Here is a 26,665-nt window from a genome sequence, read left to right on the forward strand (position 1 = left end):
GGCCTCGGTCAATTCCGACCTACCCGATCTGTCCACCCGAAGGGGCGCACTCCAGTGGACCATGCCCCCAAGGGAATGGGCCATGGCCAAGGCCCAGTTCGCCGTCATCTTCGGCAAACGCTTCACCCGGGCGATGGCCTGATGATCAGTCGCCCGCCCGCACACGGAATCTCCGAGGATCCCGCCGCCAAGCCCGGAAAGCCGGGGCTTGAGATCGCGCACCTGCCGCGGCGGCGGGCCATGGAGACGTGCGAAGAGCCGGTGACGCCGGGTGTCGTCCATGGAACGCCTCGCAGATCAAGCCAATGTTCCGCAAAAGCTCCATACGCGTGCCGCCGTCGCAACACCAAACGCGGACATCGCCGAATTCTTCGTTTGGAAACAACGGTCCTCACTTGGGATCCGCTCCTCTCGGTTCGCTCTCCGCTCAAAACTCCCGCCGCGCCCTGAGCGCCGCGCCGAGCGTTCCGTCGTCGAGATAATCGAGCGACCCGCCCACCGGCACGCCCTGCCCCAGCGAGGTCACCCGCAGCCCCCGCCCCTCCAGCCGCTCTGCGATGTAATGGGCCGTGGTCGCCCCATCCACGGTCGCGCCGAGGGCGAGGATCACCTCCGCCACGCCCGCCTCCGCCACGCGCGCCTCGAGCTGAGGGATGCGCAGCGCCTGAGGCCCGACCCCGTCGAGCGCCGACAGCACGCCGCCGAGCACGTGGTAGCGCCCGCGGAACACGCCGGCCCGCTCCAGCGCCCAGAGATCGCCAACATCTTCGACGACGCAGAGCGCCGACGGATCGCGCCGCGGATCGGCGCAGATCGCGCAGGGGTCCGAGGTGCCGAGATTGCCGCAAAGGCCGCACAGCTTCGCCCTCTCCGCCACATCGGCCATCGCGCGGGCGAGCGGCGCGAGCAGCGCCTCGCGGCGGCGCGCCATCGCCAGCACGGCGCGGCGCGCCGAACGCGGCCCGAGGCCGGGCAGCTTCGCCATCAGCGCGATCAGCCGGGCGATTTCCGGCCCGCCGGGCTCTTCCATCGATTTTGCGCCTTTTCCTTTCCGCCCCGCCGCGCCATGACCACGCCATGAGCGACACACGCAAGCGACCGGCCCCGCCGGCCTGGCTGCTCGGCTCCGTGCTGATCTCATGCACGGCGGCCGGCATCCTTTCAACCGACCTCTATGCGCCGACGCTGCCGCATCTGCCCGAGATCTTCGGCGTGACCGAAGCGGAGGCGCAGCTGACGATGACCGTCAACCTCGCGGCCTTCGGACTCGCGATCCTGTTCTGGGGGCCGGTGGCGGAGCGGTTCGGCCGCCGCGTCACCCTGCTCGTCGGCGTGTCGGGGTTCCTCGCCTCCACCCTGCTCTGCGCCTTCGCCTGGTCGTTCGAGGCGCTGCTCTGGGGCCGCGCGCTGCAGGGGATCACGGCGAGCGCGCAATCGGTCGTGGTGGTGCTGATCATCCGCGAGACCTACGACCGGGTGACGGCGTTGCGGCTGATGGGGGTCTACGGCTTCGCATTGGGGCTGGCGCCCGCCGTCGGCCCTCTGATCGGCGGGCATCTGTTCGTCTGGCTGGGCTGGCGCGCGCCTTTCGTCGCGCTCGCGATCTTTCTCGCGGTCGCCCTGCGCGCCTGCTGGCGCGTCGCGCCCGAGACGGGGACGCCGCAACTCGACGCGCTCGACCCCGTGCTGATCCTCGACGACTATATGGGCCTGTTGGCGAAACGCCGCTTCCTGCGGGTGGCGGCGCCGCTGGCGGCGACCTCCGGCGCGCTGTTCGCCTATCTGATCGAAGGGCCGTTCCTGTTCATCGACACGTTCGGGCTGCCCACGGAATCCTTCGGGGTCTGGCACGCGCTGATCGTGATCGCCTACATGCTCGGCGCGCTGACCGCGACCGCCCTCGCTCGTCTGGTCGGGCCCGAGCGGCTGACGCCCGCCGGTCTGACCCTGACGACCGGCGGCGCGGTCGCGCTCACGGCGATGCTGACCCTGTTCGGGGCGACGTCACTGGAGACCGTCGTGTTCTGCCTGTCGATCTTCGCCGTCGGCCTCGGCCTCGCCTTCGCCGCGGGCACGCCGCTCGCGCTGGAGGAGGCCGGCGACCGGCCGGCGGGCGTCGCCTCGGCGCTGCTCGGCGCGAGCCAGCTCGCCGCCGCGGCGCTCGGGGGCGCCACCGTCAGCTTCCTGCATGACGGGTCGAGCTGGCCCATGGCGATGGCGATGCTGGTCTGGACCGGCCTCGGCGCCTGGGCGTGGATCGGGCTCGGCCCCCCCCGCCCCCGCGACGACGAGGAAATCGAGCGCTCGCGCTGAGCCCATGCCGCGCTGATCGACCGATCCCGCTCATCGGGGCCAGGCCCGGCGGCCTTCGGCGACGGCGACGGCGCGTTCCGCCGCCCATGTGAGCCCCAGATAGATGATCGCGGCGGACAGGAACACTTCATAGGGCGCGAAGGTCTCGGCGGCGATGGTCTCGGCGACGCCGGTCACTTCGGCCAGCGTCACCGTGCTGGCGAGCGCGGAGGTCTTGATCATCCCGGTGACCTCGTTGCCGTAAGGCGGCAGCGCCAGCCGCAGCGCCTGCGGCCACACCACGAGGCGGAACACCTGTCCGCGCGACAGGCCGAGCGCGCGCGCCGCCTCGGCCTGCTCGGCCGGCACGCCGGAGACGGCGCCGCGCAGGATCTCGGCGGTGTAGGCGCCGGAATTGAGCGAGAAGGCCAGCACGCAGCACCAAAACGGCTCGCGAAGGACCGTCCAGAGCGGCGTCGCGCGCAGCCATTCGAACTGCGCCAGCCCGTAATAGATCACGAAGAGCTGCACCAGCGCCGGCGTGCCGCGGAACGCCCAGACATAGACGCGCGCGGGCCCGCGCAGCCATCTTTCGGGCCGAAGCAGCAGCCATGTCGCCGGCCCCGAAAGCAGCGCTCCGCCCAGCAGGCTGGCCCCGATCAGCGCGAGCGTCAGCGCCAGCCCTTCGACCAGCCGGGGCAGACTGTCGGCGACGATGGCGAGGTCGAGGCCCATGGCGTCGCGCTCACCGGGCGAGATGGCGGCGCGCGCGTCGCTCGGCGGCGGCCAGCGCGGCGCTGAGCGCGGTGGTGAAGGCGAGGTAGATCACGGCGACGGCGGCGAACATGGTGAAGGGCTGGCCGGTCACCGAGGTCGCCATCTTCGCGGTGAACATGATCTCGTTCAATCCGATGACCGAGACCAGAGCCGTGTCCTTCATCAGCCCGATCAGATGGTTGCCGAAGGAGGGCAGCGCGATCCGCCAGGCCTGCGGCAGCCGCACGAAGACGAGGACCTGCCACGGCGCGAACCCCAGCGCCCGCGCCGCCTCGATCTGCCCCGGCGCGACGCCGAGAAACGCGCCGCGGAAGCTCTCGGTCGCATAGGCGCCGGCGATCAGGGCGATGGCGAGCGCGCCGGCCCAGAAGGGCGGGATGTCCACGAAGCCCGCTCCGGGATCGACCGCCCGCGCGAGCGCGGTGAGCGTCATCGCGCCGCCGAAATAGAACAGGAGCAGCACCAGCAGCTCTGGAGTTCCCCTGAAGAAGGTGACGTAGAGACCGGCGAGCCGCGCCCACACGCCGCCGGCGAGCCGCGCCGCCGCGCCCAGCACGCCGAAGACCAGCGTGAGCGCGGCGGCGACGAGGAACACCCGCAGGATCAGGAACGCGCCCCAAGCGAACTCGTCGAGCCAGCCCGCGAGCGCGCCCATGCCGCGTTATCGCAACCCCTTCAGGACGCGCCTTTCCATTCCTGCGGATGGATGGTGAAGGGGAAGTGGCGCAGGCCGAACTCGGCGAGCGCGCCGTCTTCGGTCATTGCCTTGAGCGCCGCGTCGATGCGCGCCTTCAGATCGCCCTGCCCCTTGCGCAGGCCCACCCCCACGCCCGTGCCGAAATAGGCCTCTTCCTCGAGCTGCGGCCCCACAACCTCGAAGCCCGCGCCGTCGGGCTTGGAGATGAAGCTCAGATAGGCCTTCATCGGATTGGTCATGATCGCATCGACCCGACCCGCCTTGAGGTCGAGATACATCGCCTCGTTGCTGTCGTAATAGGCGACGTCGGCGCCGGGGGCCTTGGCCTTCAGCCAGCTCTCATAGGTCGAGGCGCGCTCGAGCCCGATCTTCACGCCCTCCAGCGCCGCGGGGATCAGCGCGCCGTCGGCGTCGAACAGCGCCAGGTTCTTGTCCTTGGCGGCCACGAACTGGCCGATCGAGACGCGGTAGGGCGCGGAGAAGTCGATCTTCTCCAGCCGCTCCTCGGTGATCGACATCGAGGCGACGATCAGGTCGAACTTGCCGGCGAGCAGCGCCGGGATCATGCCCTTCCACTCCTGGCAGACGAACTCGATCTCGGCCCCGATGCGCGCGCCGATCTCGCGCGCGACATCGACGTCGTAGCCGGTCAACTCGCCCGCATCCGTGCGGTAGTTGAACGGGAAATAGGTGCATTCCGTGCCGACGCGCAGGGCTTCGGCGGCCCGGGCGGCGGGCGCGGCGGCGGTTGCGGCGAGCAAGGCGACGCCGAGGAGAGAGGCGAGCATGCGCATGGGGGTTCCTTTCGCGAGGCGACTCAGCGTTGGTTACCGCCCCGGCGTATCGGTTCCGCGACGCGCGCGTTACGGTTTCGCGACGGCCCCCGCCAGCGCCTCGAGCGCCTGCGCATGCAGCGCCGGCGTGGCGCTGGCCACGATGGCGCCCGAGGAGGCGATGGTGAGCGCCTCGCCCCGCCAGCCGCTGATGGTCCCGCCCGCGCCCTCGACGACGGGGACCAGCGCCGCGATGTCGAAGGGTTCGAGGTTGGGGCCGTTGAGGCATAGCCCGATCCGACCTTCCGCGAGCGCCCCATAGCCGAGGCAGCCCCCGTCATAGACGTTCCAGCGCGTGCGACCGCGGATCGCGGCGAGGCCCGGCGCGGTTTCGGCGTCATAGGCGTCGGGGTCGGAGAGGCTGGCCACGCAGTCGCCGAGCGCCGAGACCGGGGCGCAGCGCGCGGGGCGCCCGTTGACGCTCGTCCCGACGCCGGCGACCCCCAGCCACATCCGCTCGCACCAGGGCTGGTCTATGACGCCGATAACGGGGCGCCCCTCGCGGCACAGCGCGACGAGCGTGCCCCAGTTGGGCAGCCCGGCGGCGAACTGGCGGGTGCCGTCGATCGGGTCGATCACCCAGACATGGGGCGCGTCGGTCCGCTCCGGCCCTTCCTCCTCGCCGAGGACGCCATGGTCGGGGAACGCCGCGGCGATCTCGCGGCGCAAGCGGCGCTCCACCGCGCGGTCGAGCGCGGTGACCGGGCTCCCGTCGCTCTTGATCTCGAACCCCGCTGGCGCGGCCTGCGCGCGATGCACCTCGCGCGCGGCGAGAGCGAGGCGGCGCGCCAGGTCGATCATGCGGTCGTCGGGGGCCTTGTCGTCGATCATCATGACGGTCTTTCCATCCGGCTGCGGCCTGTCGGGGGGATCGGCGCGCACCCCGATACAGGGAAACGCGTCCGGGAGGCAGGGCGCCTGATCGCGCCGCGGCGCCCCGTCCGGCGCGAAGGCGGTCGCGCAGCCGATGGGGCGGCTACTGATGGCGCAACGCGTCGATTGGGTTCATCCTCGCGGCCCGACGGGCGGGGAAATAGCCGAAGACCACGCCGACCGCCGCGGAAAAGCCGAAAGCCAGCAGCATGATCGCCGGGTCGGGCAGGAACGGCACCGACAGCGCCGCAGCCCCCGCCGCCCCGAGCGCGAGGCCCAGCGCGACGCCGATCAGCCCGCCGAGCCCCGACAGCACGATCGCCTCGACGAGGAACTGCGTCAGCACCTGCCCCTCGGTCGCGCCGATGGCGAGGCGGACGCCGATCTCGCGCGTGCGTTCGGTCACCGAAACCAGCATGATGTTCATGATGCCGATGCCGCCGACCAGAAGGCTGATGCCCGCCACCGCCGAGAGCAGGCCGGTCAGAACGCCGGTGATGCCTGTCAGAACCGAGGCGATCTGCTTCATGTCGAAGACGTTGAAATCGTCCTCTTCGCCCGGTCCGATCCGCCGGCGCTCGCGCATCAGCCGCTCGATCTCGCCCTTGGCCGCCTCGGTCGGGACGCCGTCGCGGATGCCCGCATAGATCAGCGACACGTCGGCGTCGCCCGAGATCCGGCGCTGGAAGGCGCGGATCGGGATCAGGATGAAATCGTCCTGATCGGTTCCGAAGCTCGAGGCGCCGAGCTCCCCGGCGACGCCGATCACGCGGCAGGCGAGCGATTTCAGACGCAGCGTCTGGCCGATCGGGTCGCCCGCCCCGAACAGCTCGCGCCGCACGGTCTGGCCGAGCAGGCAGGTCGCGGCGCCGGTGCGCACTTCGCTTTCGTGGAAGGCCCGCCCCTGCGCCACAGCGATGCCGCGGGCGTCCAGATAGCGGTTGTCGGTTCCCGTCACGGTGCTCGACCGGTTCAGCGCGCCGGCGATGACGGTCATCTGACGCGAGCTGGCGGGCGCGGCGACCCGCACGCTCGCGACCTGCGTCGCAAGCGCGTCGACGTCGCGCAGGCTGAAGGCCGGCGCGGTTCCGGCGCTCGCGCCCGGACCCTGCTGGGGCTGGCCGGGCCGCACGATCAGCAGATTGGCGCCGAGCGCGCCGACATCGGCGGCGACCTTCGCGGTCGACCCCTGCCCGACCGTGACCATCGCGATCACGGCGGCGACGCCGATCACCACGCCCAGCACGGTCAGGAAAGATCGCAGCGCGTTGCGCAGGATGGTCTGAAAGGCCAGTCGGATCGCCTCCCAGAGCATTCAGGCGGCCTCCGCCCGCGCCGTATCGGCGACGATGCGGCCGTCGGAGAACTGCACCTGCCGCCGCGCCCATGCCGCCATGTCGGCCTCATGCGTCACCATCGCGACGGTGACGCCGTCTTCGCGGTTGAAGCGGGCGAGCAGCTCCATGATCTCGCGCGAGCGGGCGCTGTCGAGATTGCCGGTGGGCTCGTCCGCCATGATGACCGCAGGCCGTCCGACGATGGCGCGCGCGATGGCGACGCGCTGCTGCTGGCCGCCGGAGAGCTGCGACGGCGCGTGCCCCGCGCGGCTCTCCAGCCCGACACGCGCCAGCGCCTCGAGCGCGAGCCGGCGCCGCTCGACCGCGCCGACGCCCTTGTAGATCAGCGGCAGCTCGACATTCTCCACGGCCGAAGTGCGCGCCAGCAGGTTGTAGCCCTGGAAGACGAAGCCGATCCAGCGCCGCCTGAGCAGCGCCCGGCGGTCGCGCGACAGGCGGCTCACATCGACGCCCTTGAAGCGATAGGACCCGGCGGAGGGCGCGTCGAGGCAGCCGACGATGTTCATGACGGTCGATTTCCCCGAGCCGCTCGCCCCCATGATCGCCACGAATTCGCCGGCGTCGATCCTCAGCTCGATCCGGTCCAGCGCGCGCACCGCCGCGTCGCCGGCGCCGTAGACCTTGCTGACGCCCTGCAGCGCGATCAGGGGCGGGGCGGGGCTCACGGGCGGGCCATGTCGGTGATCACCCGGTCGCCGGGGGCGAGCGCGCCGTCGAGGATCGCGGTGCGCGCGCCGTCGCTCGCGCCGGCGCGGACCCGCACCGGGGCCGCCTCGGCGTCGCGCGCGACCCAGATCGTCCGCCAGCCCTCCGCGTCCGCCTGCGGCGCCGCGGTCGGGCCGGCGGCGCCGGGGCGGCGCGGGATCAGCAGGCCGAGCAGACCGCCGCCCGACCGCCGCGCCTCGGGGGGCGCAGGCGGCGCGAAGCGCAGCGCGGCGTTCGGGACCAGCAGGGCGTCGTCGATCCGCTCCACGACGATCTCGGCGGTCGCGGTCATGCCGGGCCGCAACAGCAGATCGGCGTTGTCGACATGCAGCAGCGCCTCGTAGGTCACGACGCCGTCGACGCTCTTGGGCGCGTAGCGCAGCTCGGCGATGGAGGCGGGAAAGCTGCGGCCGCGATAGGCCTCCACGGTGAAGCGGGCGGGCTGGCCGACGCGGACGGCGCCCATGTCCGCCTCGTCCACGTCGACCCGCAGCTCCATCTGCGACAGATCCTCGGCGATGGTGAACAGGATCGGCGCCTGAAGCGACGAGGCGACGATCTGTCCGGGCTCGACATTGCGCTCCAGCACCACGCCGCGGATCGGCGAGCAGATGCAGGCCTTGCCCATGTCGGCCTCGCGCAGCAGCAGATCGGCGCGGGCCACGTCGGCGTCGGCGCGGGTGACGGCGACCGTCGCCTCGGCCCGGCGCAGATTGGCGACGGCGGCGTCGCGCGCCTGGGCGGTCGACACGTTGCGGTCGGCCAGCGCGCCCACCCGCTCGTTCTGATCGGTCGCCTCGCGCAGAGTGGCCTCGGCTTCCGCCACGCGGGCCAGCCGCGCGGCGAGCGCGGCGCGGGCGTGGGCGAGTTGCGCGTCGAGCCGCGCCGTGTCGAGCTGCGCCAGCGGCTGGCCGATCTCGACGCGGTCGTTGTGATCGACCAGAACGGCGCGCACGGTTCCCGAAAGTTCGCTCGAAATCTCGACGAGGTTGGTCGGCTCGACCGTCCCGGTCGCGATGACCGACACCGTCAGCGGCCCGCGCGTCGCGGCCTCCGTCGCGAAGGGCTCGGATTCGGGGCCGCGATCCGCATGCCAAAGCCCGACCGCGGCGAGCGCCGCGCAGATCGCGGCGGCGGCGCCGAGCCCGCGCCAGACCCGGCTGCGCCGCGGCCCGAGATCGAGCGCGGCGTCTATGTCCTCATGGTTGTCCTTCATGCGCCTGATCCATGGCGAGCGGCCCGCAGCGACCGGCACGGCAGATATGGGGGCGCGCCGTCGAGGCGCCATGAACCCAAGCGCCGCAGGCGGGGCGCCGCGGTTCGCTCGCCGCGCCCATCAATCGGGGGTTTCTCCCTCCTGCGTCGCGACCGCTGCGGTGTCGGGCCATCCGCATCGCCGCCATGCGCTGTCCCAGAACATCCATTCCAGCAGCGCGCTCTTCGCGAAGGCGGCGCGCATCCGCGCCCGCCCGGTCGCGCTCTCCGCTTCCGCCAGACGGTCGGCGAGAGCGCACATCCGGGCCACGGCCGCGTCGAACTCGTCGCCCGCATAGGCGTCGATCCAGGCGCGATAGGGATTGTCGGCGCTGGCGGCGGCGTGGATGCCCGCGCCCACGTCGCGATAGATCCAGAAGCACGGCAGGAGCGCGGCGACCGCTTCGCCGATCCCCCGCGTCGCGGCTGTCGCCACCAGAAAACCGACATAGTGCTCGCAGACGGGGCTGGGCGGGGTGGCGGCGAAGCTCTCCGAATCGACGCCGTAGATCCCCATGAAATGGGCGTGCAGTTGGCGCTCCACCGCGATGGCGCCCGCCGCCGCTCCCGAAAGCTGCGCCACGGCTTCGGCGTCGGGCGCCCTGGCGGCGGCGCAGGCCAGCGCGCGCGCGAAGCCCTCGAGGTAATGGGCGTCCTGCAAGACGTAGTGCTGGAAAACCGCCTGCTCCAGCGAGCCGTCGGCGAGCGCGCGGTTGAAAGGCATTGCGCGGATATCGGCGCAGAGCCGGGCGTTCTCCCGCAGCGCGGTTTCGGTGAAGCTCATCGCGGGTTTCTCCAGAGGGCGTGGAAATGATGGACCGGGCCATGACCGGCGCCGACGCCGAGGTCTCCGGCGGCGGCGATGGCGTCCGAGAGCCACGCCTTGGCGCGCGCCGCCGCCTCCGGCAGCGCGCGGCCATGCCCCAACTCGCAGGCCAGCGCCGAGGAGAGCGAGCAGCCCGTGCCATGGGTGTTGCGCGTGGCGTGGCGCGGCCCGTCCAGCCGCTCCACGCCCCCGGCGTGGACCAGCAGGTCGGGGCTGTCCGCCCCGCCCAGATGCCCGCCCTTCATCAGCACGGCGCGCGCGCCCAGCGCGCGCAGGGCCTGCGCCTGCGCGGCCATCTCCGCGATGTCGGCGGCGGGCGCCGCGCCCAGCAGATCGGCGGCCTCCGGAAGATTGGGCGTGATCACGTCGGCCATCGGCAGCAGCGCCTCGCGCAAGGCGGCGACTGCATCGGTCGCGAGCAGGCGGTCGCCGCCCTTGGCCACCATCACCGGGTCGAGCACGATGGGCGCGTCGAGCCCGGCCAGAGCCTCGGCCACCGCCGCGACGATGTCGGCGGAACCCAGCATGCCGATCTTGACGGCGTCGATGCGGATGTCGTCGCGCACGGCTCTGATCTGCGCCGCCGCGAAGTCGGGCGCGACCAGCTGGGCGCCGGTCACCCCGCGCGTGTTCTGCGCCGTCAGCGCGGTGATTGCGGCCATCGCATAGCCGCCGCAGGCCGAGATCGCCTTGACGTCGGCCTGCGCGCCCGCCCCGCCCGACGGGTCGGAGCCGGCGATGGCGAGGATGTTGGGGATCATGCGCGCCTCCATTCGGCGACCAGCGCCCGCGTCGCGGCCTCGGGGTCGGGCGCGCGCGCGACGGCCGAGACCACCGCCATGCCCGCGGCCCCGGCGCGTTTCACCGCCGCCGCGTCGCCGGCGCCCAGACCGCCGATCGCGATCACCGGCGCCGGCGCGCGCGCCGCGATCGCCGCCAGCCCGTCGAAGCCCACCGGGGCCGCGTGGTCGGGTTTGGTCGCGGTCGCCCGCACCGGCCCCGCGCCGAGATAGTCGACGCAAGCCGGGACGGCGGCGCAGTGTTCCGGCCTCTCGACGGACAGGCCGAGGAGCTTGCCCGCCCCGAGCCGCGCGCGCGCCGCCGCCGGGTCGCCGTCGGTCTGGCCGATGTGCAGCCCGTCCGCGTCGGCCGCCAGCGCCACCTCCAGCCGATCGTTGACGATCAGCTTCACACCGCGCGGGCGCAACTCGGCCAGAAGCGCGCGCGCCAGCGCCGTCAGATCGGCGTCCGGGGCCGTCTTGTCGCGCAGTTGCACCGTCAGGGCCCCGCCGCGCGCCGCCGCGAGGGCCTGCTCGAACACCGGCAGGGGCGCGTCGGGATCGGTGACGACATAGACCGCGCCGATCATGCCGCCGACACCTTCGCGCCGGCGGAGAGGGCCGCGGGCGTCTGGGCCGCCAGCGCGTCGAGGAAGGCCGGCTGAAAGCTGCCCGGCCCCTGCGCGGCCTGCGCGGCCCGCTCGCCCGCCAGGCCGTAGCAGGCCAGCGCCGCCGCCGTGGCCTCGAGCGCAGGGGCGCAAGCGCAGAACGCGGCGATCACGCCGTTGAGCGAACAGCCCATCGCCGTCACCCGCGCCATCAGCGGATGCCCGTTGGCCACGCGACAGCCGCGCGTCCCGTCCGTGACGTAATCGACCGCCCCCGACACGGCGACCACCCCGCCCGTGCGCCGGGCCAGCGCCTGCGCCGCCTCCATCGCAGCCTCGACGCTGTCGCCGGCGTCGACCCCGCGCGCGGCGCCGGAGAGCCCGGCCAATGCGCGTATCTCCGAGGCGTTGCCGCGGATCGCCGTCGGCTTCAGCGCGATCAGCCGCGCGGAGAGGTCCCGTCGGAACCGGGTGGCGGAGACGCCCACCGGATCGAAGACCCATGGCCGGCCCGCCGCGTTCATCGCGGCGGCGGCGTCCTGCATCGCCGCGCCCCAGGCCGGGTCCGCCGTGCCGATATTGACCGTCAGCGCCTGCGCCAGAGCGGCGAACTCGGCCGCTTCCTCGCGCGCATGGACCATCGCAGGCGACGCGCCTACGGCCAGCAGCACATTGGCCATGAGGTTCATCGCGACGAAGTTCGAGATGTTCTGCACAAGCGGCGCGGTTTCGCGCATCCGCGCAAGGTGGTCGCCCGGGTTCTCCATCGCTCTCCCCTTTCGGACGTCGGGAGAGGCGATGCGGTGACGCGACCGACAGTGGCGCGCGCCGATGGCACCGCGGACTCCCTACGCCAGCATGATCTGGTTCAGGTTCGAAGGGTGCTTCTCAGCCCGCGCATGCGCGGACGCCCCTGTCCGAGCCGGCAGCTAGACGAATTCCGCCGGGCCGAGTCAACCCTTCGCGTCCGATCCGGTTCGACTGCGCGCGCGGCCGGTTCCCGCGTCGGGCGGAGCGCCGGTCGGCCGGCGGCCCGACCGCCGACGCTTATTTCGGACGGAAACCATCAGGATCTGTGAGCGTGTCACTGACGGCGCAGGCGCGCCCATGCTTAAGCCGTGCGACGTCTCGCGCCCCCGGGGCCGACCCAACCAGAGAGGCGCCCCCGATGCGTCGACGCCACCTTCTTCCCGCGCTGCTCGTTCTGGCCAGCCTGAACGCCGCCGCCGCCGCCGCCGACCCCGCGCGCAAGCCCGCCCCTGCGACGGAGGCCTGCCTCGCCGAGGCCGGGTCGGACGAAGCGAGGCGCGCCTGCATCGGCGAGAGCGCCCGGGCCTGCCGGGCCGCGCTCCGCAAGCCCGATCCCGTCGACGCCGCCCTGTGTCTGAACACCGAGACCGGCTGGTGGCGCAAACGGCTCGCCGAGGCCGAGGAGCGTATGGCGGCCAAGGCGGCGCGGCTCGACGCCCTGCACGGCAAGGCGATCGCCGAGGGGGCGCCGCGCCTGACCGACGACCTCGCGGCGCTGCGCGAGGCGTGGAAGGAGTGGGCCGAGAAGCGCTGCGCCTTCGAGGCGATGCTGAAACGCGGCGCGCCCGAGCGGATGATCGTCGCCTCCGAATGCATCCTCCAGCTGACCGCCGACCAGACGCTCCTGCTCGACCGGGGCGCCGGTTCGCGCCGCTCGCAGTAGGGAGGCCGAGATGCGCATCGCCGTCGCCAGCCAGAATTTCCGCACCGTCACCGCGCATGTGGGCCGGACGCGCAAGTTCTTCATCTTCGAGGCCAGCCCGGGCGAAGCGCCGCGCGAGATCGAGCGGCTGAAGCTGCCGATGGGCATGGCGCTGCATGATTTCCACGGCGACGGCCCGCATCCGCTCTACGAAATCGCCGCGATCATCGCGGGCGGCGTCGGCGAGGGATTCCGCCGGCGCATGGCGGCGCGCGGCGTCGCAGCGTTGGCCACGTCCGAAACCGATCCGGCGCGCGCGGCGCGAGACTTCGTGGAAGGCCGCCTCGCGCCCGCCGCGCCGCACGATCATGATCACGATCATGGCGGGCCTGCTCGCCCCGAAGGCTGAAGCGCCCCTGCGCCCCTTCCGCTCCCAGCAGGTCGCACCGGCGCGTTCAGCCGTCGTGGACGCTCCGGTCAGGATCGAGGCCGCGCAACGCCGAAGGGCGAGGCGACGCCTTGCCCTTCGCCACCCGGTTATTCTAACGCTTTCGCTGAACAATGCGCGAGACGCCGCATGAGCGCGCCCACCGGGGTGATCCACGCCCGCGAGATCGAACCGCTCGGCGCCGCCCGCGCCGTTCCGCTATCGGCCTTCGCAGAGGCCTGCGAAGGCTGGCGGTGGGTCCATCTCGGGCGCGAGTCGCTGGAGGCGCGCGACTGGCTGCTTCACGGGGCCGGGCTGCCCGAGGCGGTGGCGCCGGCGCTGATCGCGCAGGACACCCGCCCGCGCCTCGCCGCCATCGACGGCGGCGTCCTGCTGATCCTCCGCGGCGCCAACCGCGAGCCCGGCGAGCGCCCCGAGGACATGGTCTCGCTGCGGCTGTTCATCGAACCGCGCCGGGTGGTCTCGGTCGAGGGGCGGCGGGTGCGCGCCGTCGAAACCATATGCGCCGCGCTCGACCGCGGCGAGACGCCGAGTCCCGGGGCCTTCGTGGCGCGGCTGGTGGGCGAGTTGCGCGAGGAGCTCGAGCCGGTGCTCGACGAACTTCAACTCGCCGTCGACGCCTTCGAAATCGAATCCCTGCGCAGCGAGAGCGCGCTTCCGGTGCGGCGGCGAAGGGCGCTGAACGACGCGCGCCACGACGCGATCCAGCTGCACCGCCATGTCGCGCCGCAGGCGATGGCGGTTGCGCGGCTGGCGCGGCTGCGCCCCGACTGGCTGGCCAAGCGCGAGCGCGAGGCGCTGCGCCGGGAGGCCGACGCCTTCGGCCGGATCGCCGAGGATCTCGAAGCGGTGCGCTCGCGCAGCGCCGTGATCTCCGACGAGGCGGCGCTTCGGGTCGCCGAGCAGACCAATACGGTGCTGCTGACGCTGTCGGCGGTGTCGGTGGTGTTCCTGCCGCTGACCTTCATCACCGGGCTGTTCGGGGTCAATCTCGAGGGCATCCCCTTCGCCGAACAGAGCTGGTCGTTTCCCGTCTATTCGGCGCTGGTTCTGTCGCTCGGCCTCGGCGTGGCGCTGCTGCTGCGCTGGCTGCGCTATCTCTGACGGCGCCGCACTGCGACAGCGCAGTTGGTTTTCCCCCCGCCCTCGGCTAGAGACCGCGCGAGCCGCAACCGCAGGACCGTGACGCATGGACATCCGCAACATCGCCATCATCGCCCATGTCGACCATGGCAAGACGACGCTGGTGGACGAATTGCTCAAGCAGTCCGGATCGTTCCGCGCCAATCAGGCGGTGGCCGAACGCGCGATGGACAGCAACGACCTCGAACGCGAGCGCGGGATCACCATCCTCGCCAAATGCACCTCGGTCGAGTGGCACGGCGCGCGGGTGAACATCGTCGACACGCCGGGCCACGCCGATTTCGGCGGCGAGGTCGAGCGCATCCTGAGCATGGTCGACGGGGTCGTGCTGCTCGTCGACGCCGCCGAAGGCCCGATGCCGCAGACGAAATTCGTCACCTCCAAGGCGCTGCGGCTCGGGCTGCGGCCCATCGTCGTGCTCAACAAGGTCGACAAGCCCGCCGCCGAGCCCGACCGCGCGCTCGACGAGGTTTTCGACCTTTTCGTGGCGCTCGACGCCACCTCCGAGCAGCTCGACTTCCCGGTCCTCTACGCGTCGGGGATCAACGGCTGGGCCGATGTGGAGCTGGACGGCCCGCGCGCGAGCCTCGCGCCGCTTTTCGATCTCGTCGTCCGACACGTCCCGGCGCCGGCGCAGGTCGCCCATGCCGCCGAGCCCTTCCGCATGCGCGCGACCACGCTGGAGGCCGATCCCTTCCTCGGGCGCATCCTGACCGGCCGCGTCGAGAGCGGCGCCGCCGTCGCCGGCGCGACGGTCAAGGCGCTGAGCCGCGACGGGCGCGAGATCGAGCGTTTCCGCATCTCCAAGGTGCTCGCCTTCCGCGGGCTCGCGCGCATGCCGGTCGAGCGCGCCGAGGCGGGCGACATCGTGGCGCTCGCGGGCATGAGCAAGGCGACGGTGGCCGACACGCTGTGCGATCTGTCGGTGAGCGCGCCGCTGGAGGCCCAGCCCATCGACCCGCCGACCATTTCGGTCACCTTCGGCATCAACGACAGCCCGCTCGCGGGGCGCGACGGCGACAAGGTGCAGAGTCGCGTGATCCGCGACAGGCTTATGCGCGAGGCCGAGAGCAACGTCGCGATCCGCGTGACGGAGACGCCGGGCGGCGAGGCCTTCGACGTGGCCGGGCGCGGCGAGCTTCAGATGGGCGTGCTGATCGAGAACATGCGGCGCGAGGGGTTCGAGCTGTCGATTTCGCGGCCCCGCGTGCTGATGCGCGAGGAGGACGGCCAGCGGCTGGAGCCGGTCGAGGAAGTCACGGTCGACGTGGACGAGGAATACGCCGGCGCGGTGGTCGAGAAGCTCAGCCAGCGCAAGGGCGAACTGGCCGAGATGCGCCCCGCCGGCGCCGGCAAGACCCGCATCGTCGCCCATGTGCCGAGCCGCGGCCTGATCGGCTATCATGGCGAGTTCATGACCGACACGCGCGGCACCGGCGTGCTGAACCGGGTGTTTCACGAATGGGCGCCCTACAAGGGCGCGATCCCGGGGCGGCGGCAGGGCGTGCTGATCTCGATGGAGACGGGCGACTCGGTCTCCTACGCGCTGTGGAAGCTGGAGGACCGCGGCCGGATGTTCATCGGCGGCGGCGAGCAGGTCTATCAGGGCATGATCATCGGCGAGCACAGCCGCGACAACGACCTGGAAGTGAACCCGCTCAAGGGCAAGCAGCTCACCAACATCCGCGCCGCCGGCAAGGACGAGGCGGTGGTGCTGACCACGCCGATCCGCATGAGCCTCGAAGAGGCGATCGCCTATATCGAGGACGACGAACTGGTCGAGGTGACGCCGAAATCGCTGCGGCTGCGCAAGCGCTTCCTCGACCCCAACGAGCGCAAGCGCGAGTCGCGCAAGGCTCAGGGCTGACCTGGCGCAGGTCGGCGCAGCCCCGGAAACGCGACGCAGAGCCGATTCGCATTATGCGATGCGTTTTGCACTTTTAACGCGAAAGTGCGGCGCAAAACGCATAGCCGTCGCCGAGCCCGTCGCAAAGAATTAACCCTTTTCACATCGCCCGCATCTGCGACACAGGCCGAACGTGCGTCGATCGATATGGATTCTTCTTCCGCGTGCAACGGCGCCCGCCCCGAGCGGCCAATTGGCACGCGATTTGCTATCACAGCTGCGTGAGCGTTGGTTGAGGAGAGGAATCCATGTCGCACCCGGTTGATGTCCATGTCGGCAAGCGCGTCCGCCATCGTCGCTGGATGGTCGGAATGACCCAGCAGCAACTTGGCGAAAGGGTCGGGATCAAGTTCCAGCAGATCCAGAAATACGAGACCGGCGCGAACCGCATCTCCGCATCGCGGCTGTGGGACATCGCGACGGCGCTCGACACGCCGATCTCCTTCTTCTTCGCCGGCCTCGACGCCGACGAGGCGCCGGTCGAGGCGGTCGAGGGCGCGACGCGCGCGCCGGCGGATTTCCTCGGCGACCGCGAAGCGCTCGACCTTCTGCGCTCCTACTACGCGATCCCCGAAACCCAGCGGCGGCGACTTTTCGACCTCGCGCAGGTGCTCAGCGACGCCGCCTGAAGCCGTTGACCACGCCGCTCTGCGGCGTCAGCTTGCCCCTGTCGGCGCCAAGGCGCGCCGGTTGCTTGGACGTTCAGGGGCGGAGGGCGCGATGACGGAGTTCGGCGCGGCGACGGTCTCGGCTCTGCGAGACGCCGCGCACGCCGCGGCGGATGCGGCGCGCACGCCGGCCCTGCGCTGGTTCCGCAGCGGCGATCTGGCCGCGGGCGACAAGGGCGGCGCGGGCGGCTTCGACCCCGTCACACAGGCCGACCGCGAGACCGAGGCCGCGATCCGCGCGACGCTCGCGCAGATCCGGCCCGACGACGGCGTGATCGGCGAGGAGGAGGCCCCGCGGCCCTCGCGCTCCGGCGTCACATGGGTGATCGACCCCATCGACGGCACGCGCGCCTTCATGTCGGGCGCGCCGAGTTGGGGCGTGCTCATCGCGGCGAACGCAGGAGGGCGCCCGTTCCTCGGGGTGATCGACCAGCCCTTCACCGGCGAGCGCTTCGAGGGCCTCAGCCTGCCCGAACAACCACGTGCGGCGCGCTGGTCGCGCGGGATCGAGACCCGCGCGCTCGCGACCCGGCCCTGCGCCCGGCTCGCCGACGCGACGCTTTTCACGACGTTCCCGGAAATCGGAACGCCCGAAGAGCGCGCCGCGTTCGGGAGGGTGCGCGACCGCGCCCGCCTCACGCGCTACGGGCTCGACTGCTACGCCTATGCGCTGCTCGCGGCGGGCTGCGTCGATCTGGTGATCGAGGCGGGCCTGCAGATCTACGACGTGCAGGCGCTGATCCCGGTGGTCGAGGGCGCCGGCGGCGTGGTCACCGACTGGCGGGGCGGCGACTGCTCGCAGGGCGGGCGGGTGCTGGCGGCGGGCGACGCGCGGCTGCACGCCGAGGCGCTCGCGCTGCTGGCGCCCGAATGACCGGCGCGGCGTCATCGGACGGCGGGGGCGGCGGAGAAGAGGCGAGGCGATGCAGCGCGTGACCATGACCCTCGACGAGGAGCTTCTGGCCGAGATCGACGCTTTCATGGCGCGCAGCGGCGCGTCGAACCGCTCGGAGGCGCTGCGCGACCTCGCGCGGCGCGGCCTCGGCGCGGTCGTGGCCGACACGGCGCGCGGCGACTGCGTGGGCGTGGTGAGCTATGTCTGCCGCCGCGCCACCCGCGATCTCGGCCGTCGCATCGCCGACGCGCGCCACGACCGCCACGACCGCACCATCGCCGCGACCACCGTGCCGCTCGACCATGACGCCGCCCTCGAAGTCGAGATCCTGCGCGGCGACGCCGCCGAGCTGCGCGCCCATGCGGAGGCGCTGTTTCTGGAGCGCGGCGTGCTGCATGGCTCGGCGGCGCTCTGCCCGGTGCGAATCACCGAATCGACCCACGCGCATGGCGAGGGCGAGCCGCATGCGCATGTGCATCTGAAAGTCCGGGAATCGTTCTGAGCCGAAGCCCGCGCCGGCGATAGGCGCCAGCCCCGCGGAGCGCGCGCTGCGCGGCTACTGAGCATCCTCGTCGCCTGTTGCGCGCCCCCTGTGCGACCGCGCGCCGGCGCCGTCGCAACTGCGGCGCGCCGCCACATCCGGGCTTGCGTTAACCGGAAATTCCGATTTGTTGTGTTGCGTTGCACAAAATTCATGTGACGCGCCGCGGACTGATCCTAGAGTAGCGGTCTCACAGTGCAGGAGGCGGCATGTTCTCGCTCGAAGGATCGAAGGCGCTCGTGGTCGGAATCGCGAACGACCAGTCGATCGCCTGGGGATGCGCGAAGGCGCTGCGCGACCAGGGCGCCGACCTCGCCGTCACCTATCTCAACGCGCGCGCCGAGCCGCATGTCCGCCCGCTCGCCGAGCGCCTCGAGGCCGAGATCGTGATGCCGCTCGACGTCGCCGACGACGCCCAGATGGACGCGCTGTTCGCCGAGATCGCGGCGCGCTGGGGCCGGCTCGACACGCTGCTGCACTCGATCGCCTTCTGCCCGAAGGAAGACCTGCACGGGCGCGTGGTCGATGCGTCGGCGGCGGGCTTCTCCGTCGCGATGGACGTGTCGGTGCATTCCTTCCTGCGCATGATCCGCCGCGCCGAGCCGCTGATGCCCGATGGCGGAACCTGCATGACGGTCAGCTTCTACGGCTCCGAGAAGGTCGTGGAGAACTACAACATCATGGGGCCGGTGAAGGCCGCGCTGGAATCGGTGGTGCGCTACACTGCGGCCGAACTCGGGCCGAAGGGCATCTCGGTGCATGCGCTCTCGCCCGGCCCGCTGAAGACGCGCGCGGCTTCCGGCATCGCCGAATTCGACGAGATGCTCAACCGCGCCGCCGAGCGCGCGCCCACCCACCAGCTCGCGACCATCGAGGATGTCGGCGCCTACGCCGCTTTCCTCGCCAGCCGCGAGGCGGCGAACGTCACCGGCGGCGTCCACCCCATCGACGGCGGCTACAGCATCGTCGGATGACGCGAAGGCAAGCGAGGAGAAGGTCATGACGAGACGCAACATGCTCGACGCGCCGGTGGAGGCGCTGGCCGAACTCGCTGCGACCGACCCCAAGACGGATCCCGGCGCGTGGATGCGCGCCGCCGCAGACGCCTATCGGGAGATGGCCTCGGCGCAGGAACTCACGATGCGCGCATGGTCGCGCCATGCCGAGACCATCGCGCGCACCCACAACGCCCGCGCCCGCGCCGCCTTCGAGACGCTGAGCGGCGCCGCCCGCGAGATGACCGAGCGCCGCGCCTCGGGCCAGCTCGCGCAGGACTGGGCCGACTATCTGCGCGACGCCGCCGAGCGCATGGCGCTGACCATGGACGTGCTGCGCGAGCGCGGCGACGTGTTCATCGCCCACGAGGCGGCGGGCTGCCCGCCCGTACTCGTCTACGACTACGAGACGGTGATGGACGGGGCCGATCTCGAGCATCCCTGCAACTACGTCCTGCTGCGCATCCTGCCGCCCGACGACAACGGCGCGCCGCTCGACAAGCGCCCCTATGTGATCATCGACCCGCGCGCGGGGCACGGCGCCGGGATCGGCGGCTTCAAGTCGGACAGCCAGGTCGGCGTGGCGCTGCGCGACGGCCATCCGGTCTATTTCGTCGGCTTCAAGCGCGACCCAGCACCCGGCCAGACGCTGGCCGACGTCACCCGCGCCGAAGCCGAGTTCGTGCGCGAAGTGATGCGCCGCCACCCCGACGCCCCCAACCCCGTCGTGATGGGCAATTGCCAGGGCGGCTGGGCGACGCTGCTGCTCGCCGCGACCAATCCCGACATCACCGGGCCGATCGTCCTGAACGGCGCGCCGATCGCGCCCTGGTCGGGCGAAGTCGGCAAGAACCCGATGCGCTACAACGCCGGGATCATGGGCGGCGCCTGGCAGCCGATGTTCTGGTCCGACCTCGGCGGCGGAATCTTCGACGGCGCCCATCTCGTGATGAACTTCGAGATGCTGAACCCGAGCCGCAACTACTTTCGCAAGTATTACGATCTCTATGCCGATGTCGATGAGGGCAAGCAGCGCTTCCTCGAATTCGAGCGCTGGTGGGGCGGCTTCTTCCGGCTGAACGAAGCCGAAATCCGCTGGATCGTGGAGCAACTCTTCGTCGGCAACCGGATCGTCAAGAACCAGGCGATGCTGGAGCCGGGACGCGTCATCGACGTCAAGAAGATCCGCTCGCCCATCATCGTGTTCGCCAGCCATGGCGACAACATCACTCCGCCGCAGCAGGCGCTCAACTGGATCGCGGACACCTATGCGGATGTCGACGAAATCCGCATCCGCGGCCAGCGCATCGTCTACATGGTGCATGAGGAAGTCGGCCATCTCGGCATCTTCGTCTCCTCCTCGATCGCGAAGAAGGAACACAGCGAAGTCTCTTCGACGATGAAGACCATCGAGCAGCTCGCCCCCGGCCTCTACGAGATGAAGATCGACGCGGTGCAGGGCGAGGGGCTCGACAAGCGCTTCCTCGTCAGCTTCGAGGAGCGCCGGCTCGACGCGATCCGCGCCAACGACGACGGTCGGGAGGAGGAATGCGCCTTCGCCGCGGTCGCGCGCCTGTCCGAAGCGCAGGCCGAGGCCTACGACACCTTCATGCGCCCGTTCGTTCAGGCTATGGTCAATGCGCCGATGGCCGAGACGGTGCGTTCGGCGCATCCGATGCGCGCCCAGCGCGCCGCGATGTCGAGCCGCAATCCGGCGATGTCCGCCCTCGCTTCCTGGGCTGCGGCGGTGCGGGCGCATCGGTCGCCGGTCGGCCCCTCGAACCCGTTCCGCATCGCCGAAAAGGTCGCCGCGGACATGATCGAGCAAAACCTCGACTTCATGCGCGACGCGCGCGACGCGGGCTATGAGACGCTGTTCCACATGCTCTGGGGCGCGCCCTGGGCGCGCGCCTATGGCAAGCCGCTGGCGGTCGGGCGCACCAAGAAGAACCCCGCCGAGCTGCGCGCGCTGCCCGAAGTGCAGGCGGCGATGGCGCACGCCGCCGATGGCGGCTTCGTCGAGGCGGTGATCCGCATGCTGGTGCTGCTGGCGGAGTCGCGCGGCAATGTCCGGCGCGACCGGCTCGAGCGCTCGGCGAAAGTCCTCACGCAGGACCCGCCCTTCCGCGAGCTGCCGAGCGACGAGCGGGCCCGCATCATCCACGCCCAGACGCTGATCGCGACGCTGGACCCTGCGCTCGCGCTGGCGACGCTGCCCGCCCTGCTGCGCGACCCCGAGAGCCGCGCGCTCGCCGCGCGCGTGGTGCGCTACGTGCCCGGCGCGATCGACGAAATGGCGCCGCACACTTTCGAAATGCTGCAGAAGTTCCATGAGTTGCTCGGGCTGCCGCCCTTCGCCGAGGACGTGACTGAAGACCCGCTGGACGACATCGACACTTTGGGAGCCGCCGCGCAATGATCTGCGAGAACCGCGTCTGGGACGAAATCGAGATCGGCGAGACCGCCGAATTGCGCCGCCTGTGCACCGCGGACGATTTCTACGTCTTCGCGACGGTCTCCGGCAATCACAACCCCATGCACCTCGCCGACGAGGACGGCGACGGCGACGGCGTGAAGGAGGCGATCGCGCCTGCGATGTGGATCGGCTCGCTGGTCTCGGCCTTGCTCGGCAACATCATGCCCGGCGCCGGAACGCTGTACCGGGCGCAGAACTTCCGCTTCCACGCGCGCGCGCGGGCCGGCGAGGAAGTGCGCGCACGTGTGAAGGTGACCGGGAAGGGGCCGGACGGCGAAATCACCCTCGACACCTGCGTCGAGCGCATTTCGGACGGGGCGAAGCTCTGCACCGGCGAGGCCGTGGTGGAAGCGCCGAAAACGAAGATGCGCTTCGAGGCTCACGAACTGCCGGGGCTCATCGTGCGCCGGCATGTGCATTTCGAGCGCCTCGTGGAGCTCGCCCAGCCGCTGCCGCCGATCCCGATGGCGGTCGTGGCGCCCGAGGAGCCCAACTCGCTCGGCGGCGCGCTGCTGGCGGCGGAGCACACGATCATCACGCCGATCCTCATCGGCGACCGCCGCAAGATCGAGCTGGCGGCGTCGGAGATCGGGCGCAGCCTTGAGGGGATAGAACTGCTCGACGAGCCCGACCATGCCGCGGCGTCGCGCGCAGGCGTGGCGCTGGTGCGCGCGGGCCGCGCCGGCGCGCTGATGAAGGGCCATCTGCACACGGACGAGTTGCTGCGCGCCGTGCTGGCGAAGGATACGGGTCTGCGCACCGCGCGCCGCCTGACCCATGTCTTCGTGATGGACGTGCCGGGCGTCGCCCATCCGCTTCTGGTGACCGACGCGGCGATCAACATCGCGCCCGACCTCAAGACCAAGGTGGACATCGTCCAGAACGCCATCGACCTCGCGATCTCGCTCGGCATGGCGGAGCCGAAAGTGGGCGTGCTGTCGGCGGTCGAGACGGTCAATCCCGACATCCCCTCCTCGGTCGACGCGGCGCTTCTGTCCAAGATGTGCGAGCGCGGGCAGATCACCGGCGGGATCGTCGACGGGCCGCTGGCCATGGACAACGCCGTCAGCATCGCCGCGGCGCGCACCAAGGGCATCGACAGCCCGGTGGCGGGCCATGCGGAAGTGCTCGTCGTGCCCAATCTCGACGCGGGCAACATGCTGGCCAAGCAGCTCACCTATCTGGCGGGCGCGGAAGGCGCGGGGCTGGTGATGGGCGCGCGCGCGCCGATCGTGCTGACCTCGCGCGCGGACGGCGACATGGCGCGGATGGCCTCCTGCGCGATCGCCGCCCTTCACTGGGCGCGGGTCGAGGGGCTGGACGCGATGAAGGCCGCAGCGCAATGACCGAAGCCTGCGCGCTGACGCTCAACGCCGGCTCTTCTTCGATCAAGTTCGGCCTGTTCGACATCGCCGGGGCCGCACCGGCGCCGCTGATGACCGGGCTCGTCGAGAACATCGGCGGGGCCGCGCGCATGAAGGCCGAGTTCGGCGCGGAGAAGCGCGCGCAGGAGCTCTCCGGCGCCGCCGACCACCCCGGCGCGCTCGGCGAGATCCTCTCGCTGGTCCGCACGGAGTTTCCGCAGGCCCGCATCGAGGCGGTGGGCCATCGCGTGGTTCATGGCGGGCCGGCCCATGGCGAGCCGGCGCTGCTGACCGCGACCCTGATGGCCGAACTCGCGAAGCTCGAGCCGTTCGCGCCGCTGCACCAGCCGCACAATCTCGCGGGCGTGCGCGCGGCGATGGCGGCGTTCCCCGACGCCGCGCAGATCGCCTGCTTCGACACCGCCTTTCACCGCAACCACCCCTGGGTCAACGACGTCTTCGCCCTCCCGCGCGAGTTCTACGACAAGGGCGTGCGGCGCTACGGCTTTCACGGGCTGAGCTACGACTACGTCTCGGGCGAACTCGCCCGGATCGCCCCCCATCTGCACGCCGGTCGGGTGATCGTGGCGCATCTGGGCAATGGGGCGTCGATGTGCGCGCTGCAGGGCGGGCGGTCCGTCGGCTCGACCATGGGCTTCAGCGCGCTCGACGGGCTGCCGATGGGCACGCGCTGCGGCCAGCTCGACCCCGGCGTGCTGCTCTATCTCATGGAGCAGGAGGGGATGGACGCGCGCGCGATCTCCGATCTGCTCTACAAGCGCTCCGGCCTGCTCGGGCTTTCGGGGCTGTCCAACGACATGCGCGCGCTCGAAGCGTCGGACACGCCGGAAGCCGCGCAGGCGATCGACTACTTCGTGTTTCGCATCCGCCGCGAACTGGGCGCTCTGGCCGCAGTGCTCGGAGGTCTCGACGCGCTCGTGTTCTGCGGCGGCATCGGCGAGAATGCGCGGCGCATCCGCGAGCGCATCTGCGAAGGGATGGGGTGGATCGGGCTCGAGATCGACCATGCGGCGAACGCGGCCAATGCGACCGTGATCAGCGCCGAGTTGTCGCGAGTGCGCGCGCTGGTCATCCCGACCGACGAGGAAATCGTGATCGCGCGCGCCGCGCAGCGCCTGTCGGCTGGGACACGCCAAGCCGCCGAATGACGACGACGCGGCCGAGACCGCGAAGAACGGGAGGGACGATGAAACGCGCGATCAAGGCGGCCGAAGCCGCGGAGATGATCCCCGACGGGGCGGTGCTGCTGATCGGCGGCTTCATGGGGGTGGGCTCGCCGCACCGGTTGATCGACGCGCTGCTCGCGCGCGGCGCCCGCGACCTTACCATCGTGAACAACGACACGGCGTCGCCGGACAAGGGCGTCGGCAAGCTGGTCGCCGCCGGCGCGGTGCGCAAGGCGATCACCTCGCATATCGGCCTCAACCCCATCACCCAGAAGATGATGATCGCCGGCGAGATGGAGGTCGAGCTCGTGCCGCAGGGCACGCTGGTCGAGCGGATCCGCGCGGGCGGCGTCGGGCTCGGCGGCGTTCTGACCGCGACAGGGGTCGGCACGCTGGTCGAGGACGGCAAGCAGAAGATCGAGATCGACGGGAAGAAATACCTCGTGGAGAAACCGATCAGGGGCGATTTCGCGCTGCTGGCGGCGCAGCACGCCGATTACGTCGGCAATCTCGAATACTCGCTCACCGCGCACAACTTCAATCCGATCATGGCGCTGGCGGCGGATGTGGTGATCGCCGAGCCCGAGCACATCCTGCCGGTCGGCGCGATCACGCCTGACGCGGTCAAGACGCCGGGCGTGCTGGTCGATCATCTTCTGGAAAGGGCGCATTGATGGACGCCAAGGAGATCATCGCGCGCCGCGTCGCGCTCGAAGTGCGCGAGGGAATGCTGGTCAATCTCGGCATCGGGCTGCCGAGCCTCGTGGCGAACTACCTGCCGAGCGACGTGCATGTGTTCTTCCAGGCCGAGAACGGGGTGATCGGCCTCGGCGCCCGCCCGCCCGAGGGCATGGAGGACCCCAACCTCACCGACGCCGGCGGCGCTTTCGTGACCGCCGTTCCGGGCGCCGCCTCGATCGACAGCGCGATGAGCTTCGGGCTGATCCGGGGCGGCCATCTCGACATGACGGTGCTGGGCGGGTTGCAGGTCGATGCGCGCGGGTATCTCGCCAACTGGATGGTGCCGGGCAAGATGGTGCCGGGGATGGGCGGCGCGATGGACCTCGTCGCGGGCGCCCGGCGGGTCGTGGTGTCGATGATCCACGCCGCAAAGGGCGTCTCGAAGATCGTGCCGGAATGCGATCTGCCGCTCACGGCGACGCGCCGCGTCGATCTGATCGTCACCGAAATCGCGGTGATCCAGCCGATCGAGGGGGGGCTGCTGTTGCGCGAGCGGGGACGGGGGATCTCGGTCGAGGAGGTGGTCGCGGCGACCGCTGCGCCCCTGATCATCGAGGACGACGTGCCCGAGATGGCGCTCGCCTGACCGCCATGGCCGAGGACGCGCCCGTACGGCTCCCCGACCCGCGCCGCGTGATGGCGGCGCTCGCCTTCGCGGCGCGCGCGCACGCCAACCAGCGCCGCAAGGGCGCGGCGCAGGAGCCCTATATCAATCATCTGATCGAAGTCGCCGAACTTGTCGCCGAGGCGACCGGAGGCGCCGACGAGGATGCGTTGATCGCGGCGCTGCTGCACGACGTCGTCGAGGATACGCCCGTGACCGCCGACGAACTCGCCGCGCAGTTCGGCGCGGACGTGGCCCGGGTGGTGATCGAGAATTCCGACGACATGTCCCTGCCCAAGGACGTCCGTCGCCGCGCCCGCATCGAGGCCGCGCCGCGCAAATCGGCGCGCGCGCGGCTGGTCAAGGCCGCGGACCTGATCTCGAACCTGCGCGCGATGGCGGCCTCGCCGCCCGCCGGCTGGCCGGTCGACCGCAAGCTCGGCTATCTGGAGGGTTGCCGCGCGCTGATGGACGCGGCCCGCGGTCCGAACCCCTGGATCGAGGCGCGCTTCGACGAGACCGCCGCCGAGACCGAACGGGCGATCCGCGAGGACCATGCGGCGGATGTGGAAGGCCATCATCACGCACTGGCCCAGCTGGACAGCGGCGCGGGTCAGCCGGTGCATCTGATCTACCTCCCCAACACCGAACGCCGCGAGATCGCCGAGGCGGACATCGACAAGCTCTGCGACCGCATCGCGCGCACGTTTCCCTCGGCGACGATCCAGCAGGCGGAGGCGATCTTCGAAGGCGCGCGGCGACCGATCCTGCTCGCGCGCATCCGCACCGACAGCACCGACGCGATCGTGGCGCTGGCGCAGCGCCTCTGCATCGACTTCCAGCAGAGATTCGTCGGCGTCGAACTCGATGGGCGCTATGTGCGGATATACGCCGACGATACGGGCTGACGCCGCGCCGTCAGACCATCGCCCCCGCCCCGAAACCCAGCGCGATCAGAGCGATCAGCGCGGCCAGTCCGATCACGTCGGACAAGGCGGCATGGTGCGGAAGGCGGGCGGCGGC

Annotated in this window: 27 protein-coding genes and 1 riboswitch; of the genes, 15 read left to right on the top strand and 12 right to left on the bottom strand. The window is 71.2% G+C overall.

Annotation, left to right across the window (positions count from 1 at the left end):
* Window positions 1-427: 427 nt before the first annotated feature.
* Entirely contained in the window at window positions 428-1,030 is a 603-nt protein-coding gene (gene recR / locus V7Q31_RS09355) for a recombination mediator RecR (RefSeq protein WP_333833454.1), read from the bottom strand.
* A 47-nt stretch (window positions 1,031-1,077) separates the two neighbouring features.
* Between recR and V7Q31_RS09360 the strand changes: the two genes are divergently transcribed.
* Window positions 1,078-2,313 carry a multidrug effflux MFS transporter gene (locus tag V7Q31_RS09360; RefSeq protein WP_333833455.1) on the top strand — a complete coding sequence of 412 codons (1,236 nt, stop codon included), beginning with the start codon at window positions 1,078-1,080 and terminating at the stop codon, window positions 2,311-2,313.
* 30 nt (window positions 2,314-2,343) lie between these two features.
* On the opposite strand, the gene V7Q31_RS09365 is transcribed toward V7Q31_RS09360, so the two are convergent.
* The 11 genes from V7Q31_RS09365 to thiM form a co-directional block, all read right to left on the bottom strand.
* A complete protein-coding gene (locus V7Q31_RS09365) occupies window positions 2,344-3,027 on the bottom strand; it encodes an ABC transporter permease (RefSeq protein WP_333833457.1) in 684 nt (227 codons plus the stop codon).
* A gap of 10 nt (window positions 3,028-3,037) precedes the next feature.
* Window positions 3,038-3,724, bottom strand: coding sequence for an ABC transporter permease subunit (locus V7Q31_RS09370; protein WP_333833458.1), 687 nt, complete (start codon window positions 3,722-3,724; stop codon window positions 3,038-3,040).
* A 20-nt stretch (window positions 3,725-3,744) separates the two neighbouring features.
* Window positions 3,745-4,554: a transporter substrate-binding domain-containing protein gene (locus V7Q31_RS09375; RefSeq protein WP_333833459.1), complete on the bottom strand. Its 810-nt coding sequence runs from the start codon at window positions 4,552-4,554 to the stop codon at window positions 3,745-3,747.
* A gap of 75 nt (window positions 4,555-4,629) precedes the next feature.
* Window positions 4,630-5,433 carry an inositol monophosphatase family protein gene (locus tag V7Q31_RS09380; RefSeq protein ID WP_333833460.1) on the bottom strand — a complete coding sequence of 268 codons (804 nt, stop codon included), beginning with the start codon at window positions 5,431-5,433 and terminating at the stop codon, window positions 4,630-4,632.
* Window positions 5,434-5,575: 142 nt separating this feature from the next.
* Window positions 5,576-6,787 (bottom strand): ABC transporter permease, encoded by a 1,212-nt coding sequence (locus V7Q31_RS09385; protein ID WP_333833462.1) that lies wholly within the window; start codon window positions 6,785-6,787, stop codon window positions 5,576-5,578.
* The gene (locus tag V7Q31_RS09390) at window positions 6,788-7,495 is read right to left on the bottom strand and encodes an ABC transporter ATP-binding protein (protein WP_333833463.1); all 708 of its coding nucleotides are present in this window, start codon (window positions 7,493-7,495) and stop codon (window positions 6,788-6,790) included.
* Window positions 7,492-8,751: an efflux RND transporter periplasmic adaptor subunit gene (locus V7Q31_RS09395; protein WP_333833464.1), complete on the bottom strand. Its 1,260-nt coding sequence runs from the start codon at window positions 8,749-8,751 to the stop codon at window positions 7,492-7,494. Before V7Q31_RS09395 ends, V7Q31_RS09390 begins: the two co-directional genes overlap by 4 nt.
* Window positions 8,752-8,871: 120 nt before the next feature.
* Window positions 8,872-9,573 (bottom strand): thiaminase II, encoded by a 702-nt coding sequence (gene tenA, locus V7Q31_RS09400; RefSeq protein WP_333833465.1) that lies wholly within the window; start codon window positions 9,571-9,573, stop codon window positions 8,872-8,874.
* The gene (gene thiD, locus V7Q31_RS09405; protein WP_333833466.1) at window positions 9,570-10,376 is read right to left on the bottom strand and encodes a bifunctional hydroxymethylpyrimidine kinase/phosphomethylpyrimidine kinase; all 807 of its coding nucleotides are present in this window, start codon (window positions 10,374-10,376) and stop codon (window positions 9,570-9,572) included. Before thiD ends, tenA begins: the two co-directional genes overlap by 4 nt.
* Window positions 10,373-10,984, bottom strand: coding sequence for a thiamine phosphate synthase (gene thiE / locus V7Q31_RS09410; RefSeq protein WP_333833468.1), 612 nt, complete (start codon window positions 10,982-10,984; stop codon window positions 10,373-10,375). The genes thiD and thiE overlap by 4 nt, the downstream gene beginning before the upstream one ends.
* Window positions 10,981-11,769: a hydroxyethylthiazole kinase gene (thiM, locus tag V7Q31_RS09415; RefSeq protein WP_333833469.1), complete on the bottom strand. Its 789-nt coding sequence runs from the start codon at window positions 11,767-11,769 to the stop codon at window positions 10,981-10,983. The genes thiE and thiM overlap by 4 nt, the downstream gene beginning before the upstream one ends.
* A 61-nt stretch (window positions 11,770-11,830) precedes the next feature.
* Window positions 11,831-11,927, bottom strand: a riboswitch (TPP riboswitch).
* 243 nt (window positions 11,928-12,170) lie between these two features.
* Here thiM and V7Q31_RS09420 point away from each other — a divergent pair.
* The 14 genes from V7Q31_RS09420 (at window position 12,171) to V7Q31_RS09485 (ending at window position 26,550) form a co-directional block, all read left to right on the top strand.
* A complete protein-coding gene (locus V7Q31_RS09420) occupies window positions 12,171-12,695 on the top strand; it encodes a lysozyme inhibitor LprI family protein (RefSeq protein WP_333833471.1) in 525 nt (174 codons plus the stop codon).
* A gap of 10 nt (window positions 12,696-12,705) precedes the next feature.
* Entirely contained in the window at window positions 12,706-13,083 is a 378-nt protein-coding gene (locus tag V7Q31_RS09425; RefSeq protein WP_333833473.1) for a NifB/NifX family molybdenum-iron cluster-binding protein, read from the top strand.
* A 168-nt stretch (window positions 13,084-13,251) separates the two neighbouring features.
* Window positions 13,252-14,226: a CorA family divalent cation transporter gene (locus V7Q31_RS09430; protein ID WP_333833475.1), complete on the top strand. Its 975-nt coding sequence runs from the start codon at window positions 13,252-13,254 to the stop codon at window positions 14,224-14,226.
* Window positions 14,227-14,311: 85 nt separating this feature from the next.
* On the top strand, window positions 14,312-16,132 hold the full coding sequence (gene typA, locus V7Q31_RS09435) for a translational GTPase TypA (protein ID WP_333833477.1): 1,821 nt from the start codon (window positions 14,312-14,314) through the stop codon (window positions 16,130-16,132).
* A 287-nt stretch (window positions 16,133-16,419) separates the two neighbouring features.
* A complete protein-coding gene (locus tag V7Q31_RS09440) occupies window positions 16,420-16,800 on the top strand; it encodes a helix-turn-helix domain-containing protein (protein WP_333833478.1) in 381 nt (126 codons plus the stop codon).
* A 91-nt stretch (window positions 16,801-16,891) separates the two neighbouring features.
* Window positions 16,892-17,713 carry an inositol monophosphatase family protein gene (locus V7Q31_RS09445; RefSeq protein ID WP_333833479.1) on the top strand — a complete coding sequence of 274 codons (822 nt, stop codon included), beginning with the start codon at window positions 16,892-16,894 and terminating at the stop codon, window positions 17,711-17,713.
* 49 nt (window positions 17,714-17,762) lie between these two features.
* Complete coding sequence (nikR, locus tag V7Q31_RS09450; RefSeq protein ID WP_333833480.1) at window positions 17,763-18,236, top strand: nickel-responsive transcriptional regulator NikR; 474 nt, start codon at window positions 17,763-17,765, stop codon at window positions 18,234-18,236.
* A 248-nt stretch (window positions 18,237-18,484) separates the two neighbouring features.
* Entirely contained in the window at window positions 18,485-19,249 is a 765-nt protein-coding gene (fabI, locus tag V7Q31_RS09455) for an enoyl-ACP reductase FabI (protein ID WP_333833482.1), read from the top strand.
* A gap of 25 nt (window positions 19,250-19,274) precedes the next feature.
* Window positions 19,275-21,689, top strand: coding sequence for a DUF3141 domain-containing protein (locus V7Q31_RS09460; protein WP_333833483.1), 2,415 nt, complete (start codon window positions 19,275-19,277; stop codon window positions 21,687-21,689).
* On the top strand, window positions 21,686-23,092 hold the full coding sequence (locus V7Q31_RS09465) for a bifunctional enoyl-CoA hydratase/phosphate acetyltransferase (protein ID WP_333833485.1): 1,407 nt from the start codon (window positions 21,686-21,688) through the stop codon (window positions 23,090-23,092). The genes V7Q31_RS09460 and V7Q31_RS09465 overlap by 4 nt, the downstream gene beginning before the upstream one ends.
* Window positions 23,089-24,279, top strand: a complete 1,191-nt coding sequence (locus V7Q31_RS09470) for an acetate/propionate family kinase (RefSeq protein ID WP_333833486.1) — start codon at window positions 23,089-23,091, stop codon at window positions 24,277-24,279. Before V7Q31_RS09465 ends, V7Q31_RS09470 begins: the two co-directional genes overlap by 4 nt.
* A 38-nt stretch (window positions 24,280-24,317) precedes the next feature.
* Window positions 24,318-24,971 carry a 3-oxoacid CoA-transferase subunit A gene (locus V7Q31_RS09475; protein WP_333833487.1) on the top strand — a complete coding sequence of 218 codons (654 nt, stop codon included), beginning with the start codon at window positions 24,318-24,320 and terminating at the stop codon, window positions 24,969-24,971.
* A complete protein-coding gene (locus V7Q31_RS09480) occupies window positions 24,971-25,624 on the top strand; it encodes a 3-oxoacid CoA-transferase subunit B (RefSeq protein WP_333833488.1) in 654 nt (217 codons plus the stop codon). The genes V7Q31_RS09475 and V7Q31_RS09480 overlap by 1 nt, the downstream gene beginning before the upstream one ends.
* Window positions 25,625-25,629: 5 nt before the next feature.
* Window positions 25,630-26,550: an HD domain-containing protein gene (locus tag V7Q31_RS09485; RefSeq protein WP_333833489.1), complete on the top strand. Its 921-nt coding sequence runs from the start codon at window positions 25,630-25,632 to the stop codon at window positions 26,548-26,550.
* The last annotated feature ends 115 nt before the right edge of the window (window positions 26,551-26,665 follow it).

This window comes from Rubrimonas sp. (assembly GCF_036788415.1).
Classification (GTDB): domain Bacteria; phylum Pseudomonadota; class Alphaproteobacteria; order Rhodobacterales; family Rhodobacteraceae; genus Rubrimonas.

Excerpts from the sequence above, each read along its gene's own strand:
- recR (WP_333833454.1), bottom strand. The coding sequence starts at position 1,030 with ATGGAAGAGCCCGGCGGGCCGGAAATCGCCCGGCTGATCGCGCTGATG.
- V7Q31_RS09360 (WP_333833455.1), top strand. The coding sequence starts at position 1,078 with ATGAGCGACACACGCAAGCGACCGGCCCCGCCGGCCTGGCTGCTCGGC.
- V7Q31_RS09365 (WP_333833457.1), bottom strand. The coding sequence starts at position 3,027 with ATGGGCCTCGACCTCGCCATCGTCGCCGACAGTCTGCCCCGGCTGGTC.
- V7Q31_RS09370 (WP_333833458.1), bottom strand. The coding sequence starts at position 3,724 with ATGGGCGCGCTCGCGGGCTGGCTCGACGAGTTCGCTTGGGGCGCGTTC.
- V7Q31_RS09375 (WP_333833459.1), bottom strand. The coding sequence starts at position 4,554 with ATGCTCGCCTCTCTCCTCGGCGTCGCCTTGCTCGCCGCAACCGCCGCC.
- V7Q31_RS09380 (WP_333833460.1), bottom strand. The coding sequence starts at position 5,433 with ATGATGATCGACGACAAGGCCCCCGACGACCGCATGATCGACCTGGCG.
- V7Q31_RS09385 (WP_333833462.1), bottom strand. The coding sequence starts at position 6,787 with ATGCTCTGGGAGGCGATCCGACTGGCCTTTCAGACCATCCTGCGCAAC.
- V7Q31_RS09395 (WP_333833464.1), bottom strand. The coding sequence starts at position 8,751 with ATGAAGGACAACCATGAGGACATAGACGCCGCGCTCGATCTCGGGCCG.
- tenA (WP_333833465.1), bottom strand. The coding sequence starts at position 9,573 with ATGAGCTTCACCGAAACCGCGCTGCGGGAGAACGCCCGGCTCTGCGCC.
- thiD (WP_333833466.1), bottom strand. The coding sequence starts at position 10,376 with ATGATCCCCAACATCCTCGCCATCGCCGGCTCCGACCCGTCGGGCGGG.
- thiE (WP_333833468.1), bottom strand. The coding sequence starts at position 10,984 with ATGATCGGCGCGGTCTATGTCGTCACCGATCCCGACGCGCCCCTGCCG.
- thiM (WP_333833469.1), bottom strand. The coding sequence starts at position 11,769 with ATGGAGAACCCGGGCGACCACCTTGCGCGGATGCGCGAAACCGCGCCG.
- V7Q31_RS09420 (WP_333833471.1), top strand. The coding sequence starts at position 12,171 with ATGCGTCGACGCCACCTTCTTCCCGCGCTGCTCGTTCTGGCCAGCCTG.
- V7Q31_RS09425 (WP_333833473.1), top strand. The coding sequence starts at position 12,706 with ATGCGCATCGCCGTCGCCAGCCAGAATTTCCGCACCGTCACCGCGCAT.
- V7Q31_RS09430 (WP_333833475.1), top strand. The coding sequence starts at position 13,252 with ATGAGCGCGCCCACCGGGGTGATCCACGCCCGCGAGATCGAACCGCTC.
- typA (WP_333833477.1), top strand. The coding sequence starts at position 14,312 with ATGGACATCCGCAACATCGCCATCATCGCCCATGTCGACCATGGCAAG.
- V7Q31_RS09440 (WP_333833478.1), top strand. The coding sequence starts at position 16,420 with ATGTCGCACCCGGTTGATGTCCATGTCGGCAAGCGCGTCCGCCATCGT.
- V7Q31_RS09445 (WP_333833479.1), top strand. The coding sequence starts at position 16,892 with ATGACGGAGTTCGGCGCGGCGACGGTCTCGGCTCTGCGAGACGCCGCG.
- nikR (WP_333833480.1), top strand. The coding sequence starts at position 17,763 with ATGCAGCGCGTGACCATGACCCTCGACGAGGAGCTTCTGGCCGAGATC.
- fabI (WP_333833482.1), top strand. The coding sequence starts at position 18,485 with ATGTTCTCGCTCGAAGGATCGAAGGCGCTCGTGGTCGGAATCGCGAAC.
- V7Q31_RS09460 (WP_333833483.1), top strand. The coding sequence starts at position 19,275 with ATGACGAGACGCAACATGCTCGACGCGCCGGTGGAGGCGCTGGCCGAA.
- V7Q31_RS09465 (WP_333833485.1), top strand. The coding sequence starts at position 21,686 with ATGATCTGCGAGAACCGCGTCTGGGACGAAATCGAGATCGGCGAGACC.
- V7Q31_RS09470 (WP_333833486.1), top strand. The coding sequence starts at position 23,089 with ATGACCGAAGCCTGCGCGCTGACGCTCAACGCCGGCTCTTCTTCGATC.
- V7Q31_RS09475 (WP_333833487.1), top strand. The coding sequence starts at position 24,318 with ATGAAACGCGCGATCAAGGCGGCCGAAGCCGCGGAGATGATCCCCGAC.
- V7Q31_RS09480 (WP_333833488.1), top strand. The coding sequence starts at position 24,971 with ATGGACGCCAAGGAGATCATCGCGCGCCGCGTCGCGCTCGAAGTGCGC.
- V7Q31_RS09485 (WP_333833489.1), top strand. The coding sequence starts at position 25,630 with ATGGCCGAGGACGCGCCCGTACGGCTCCCCGACCCGCGCCGCGTGATG.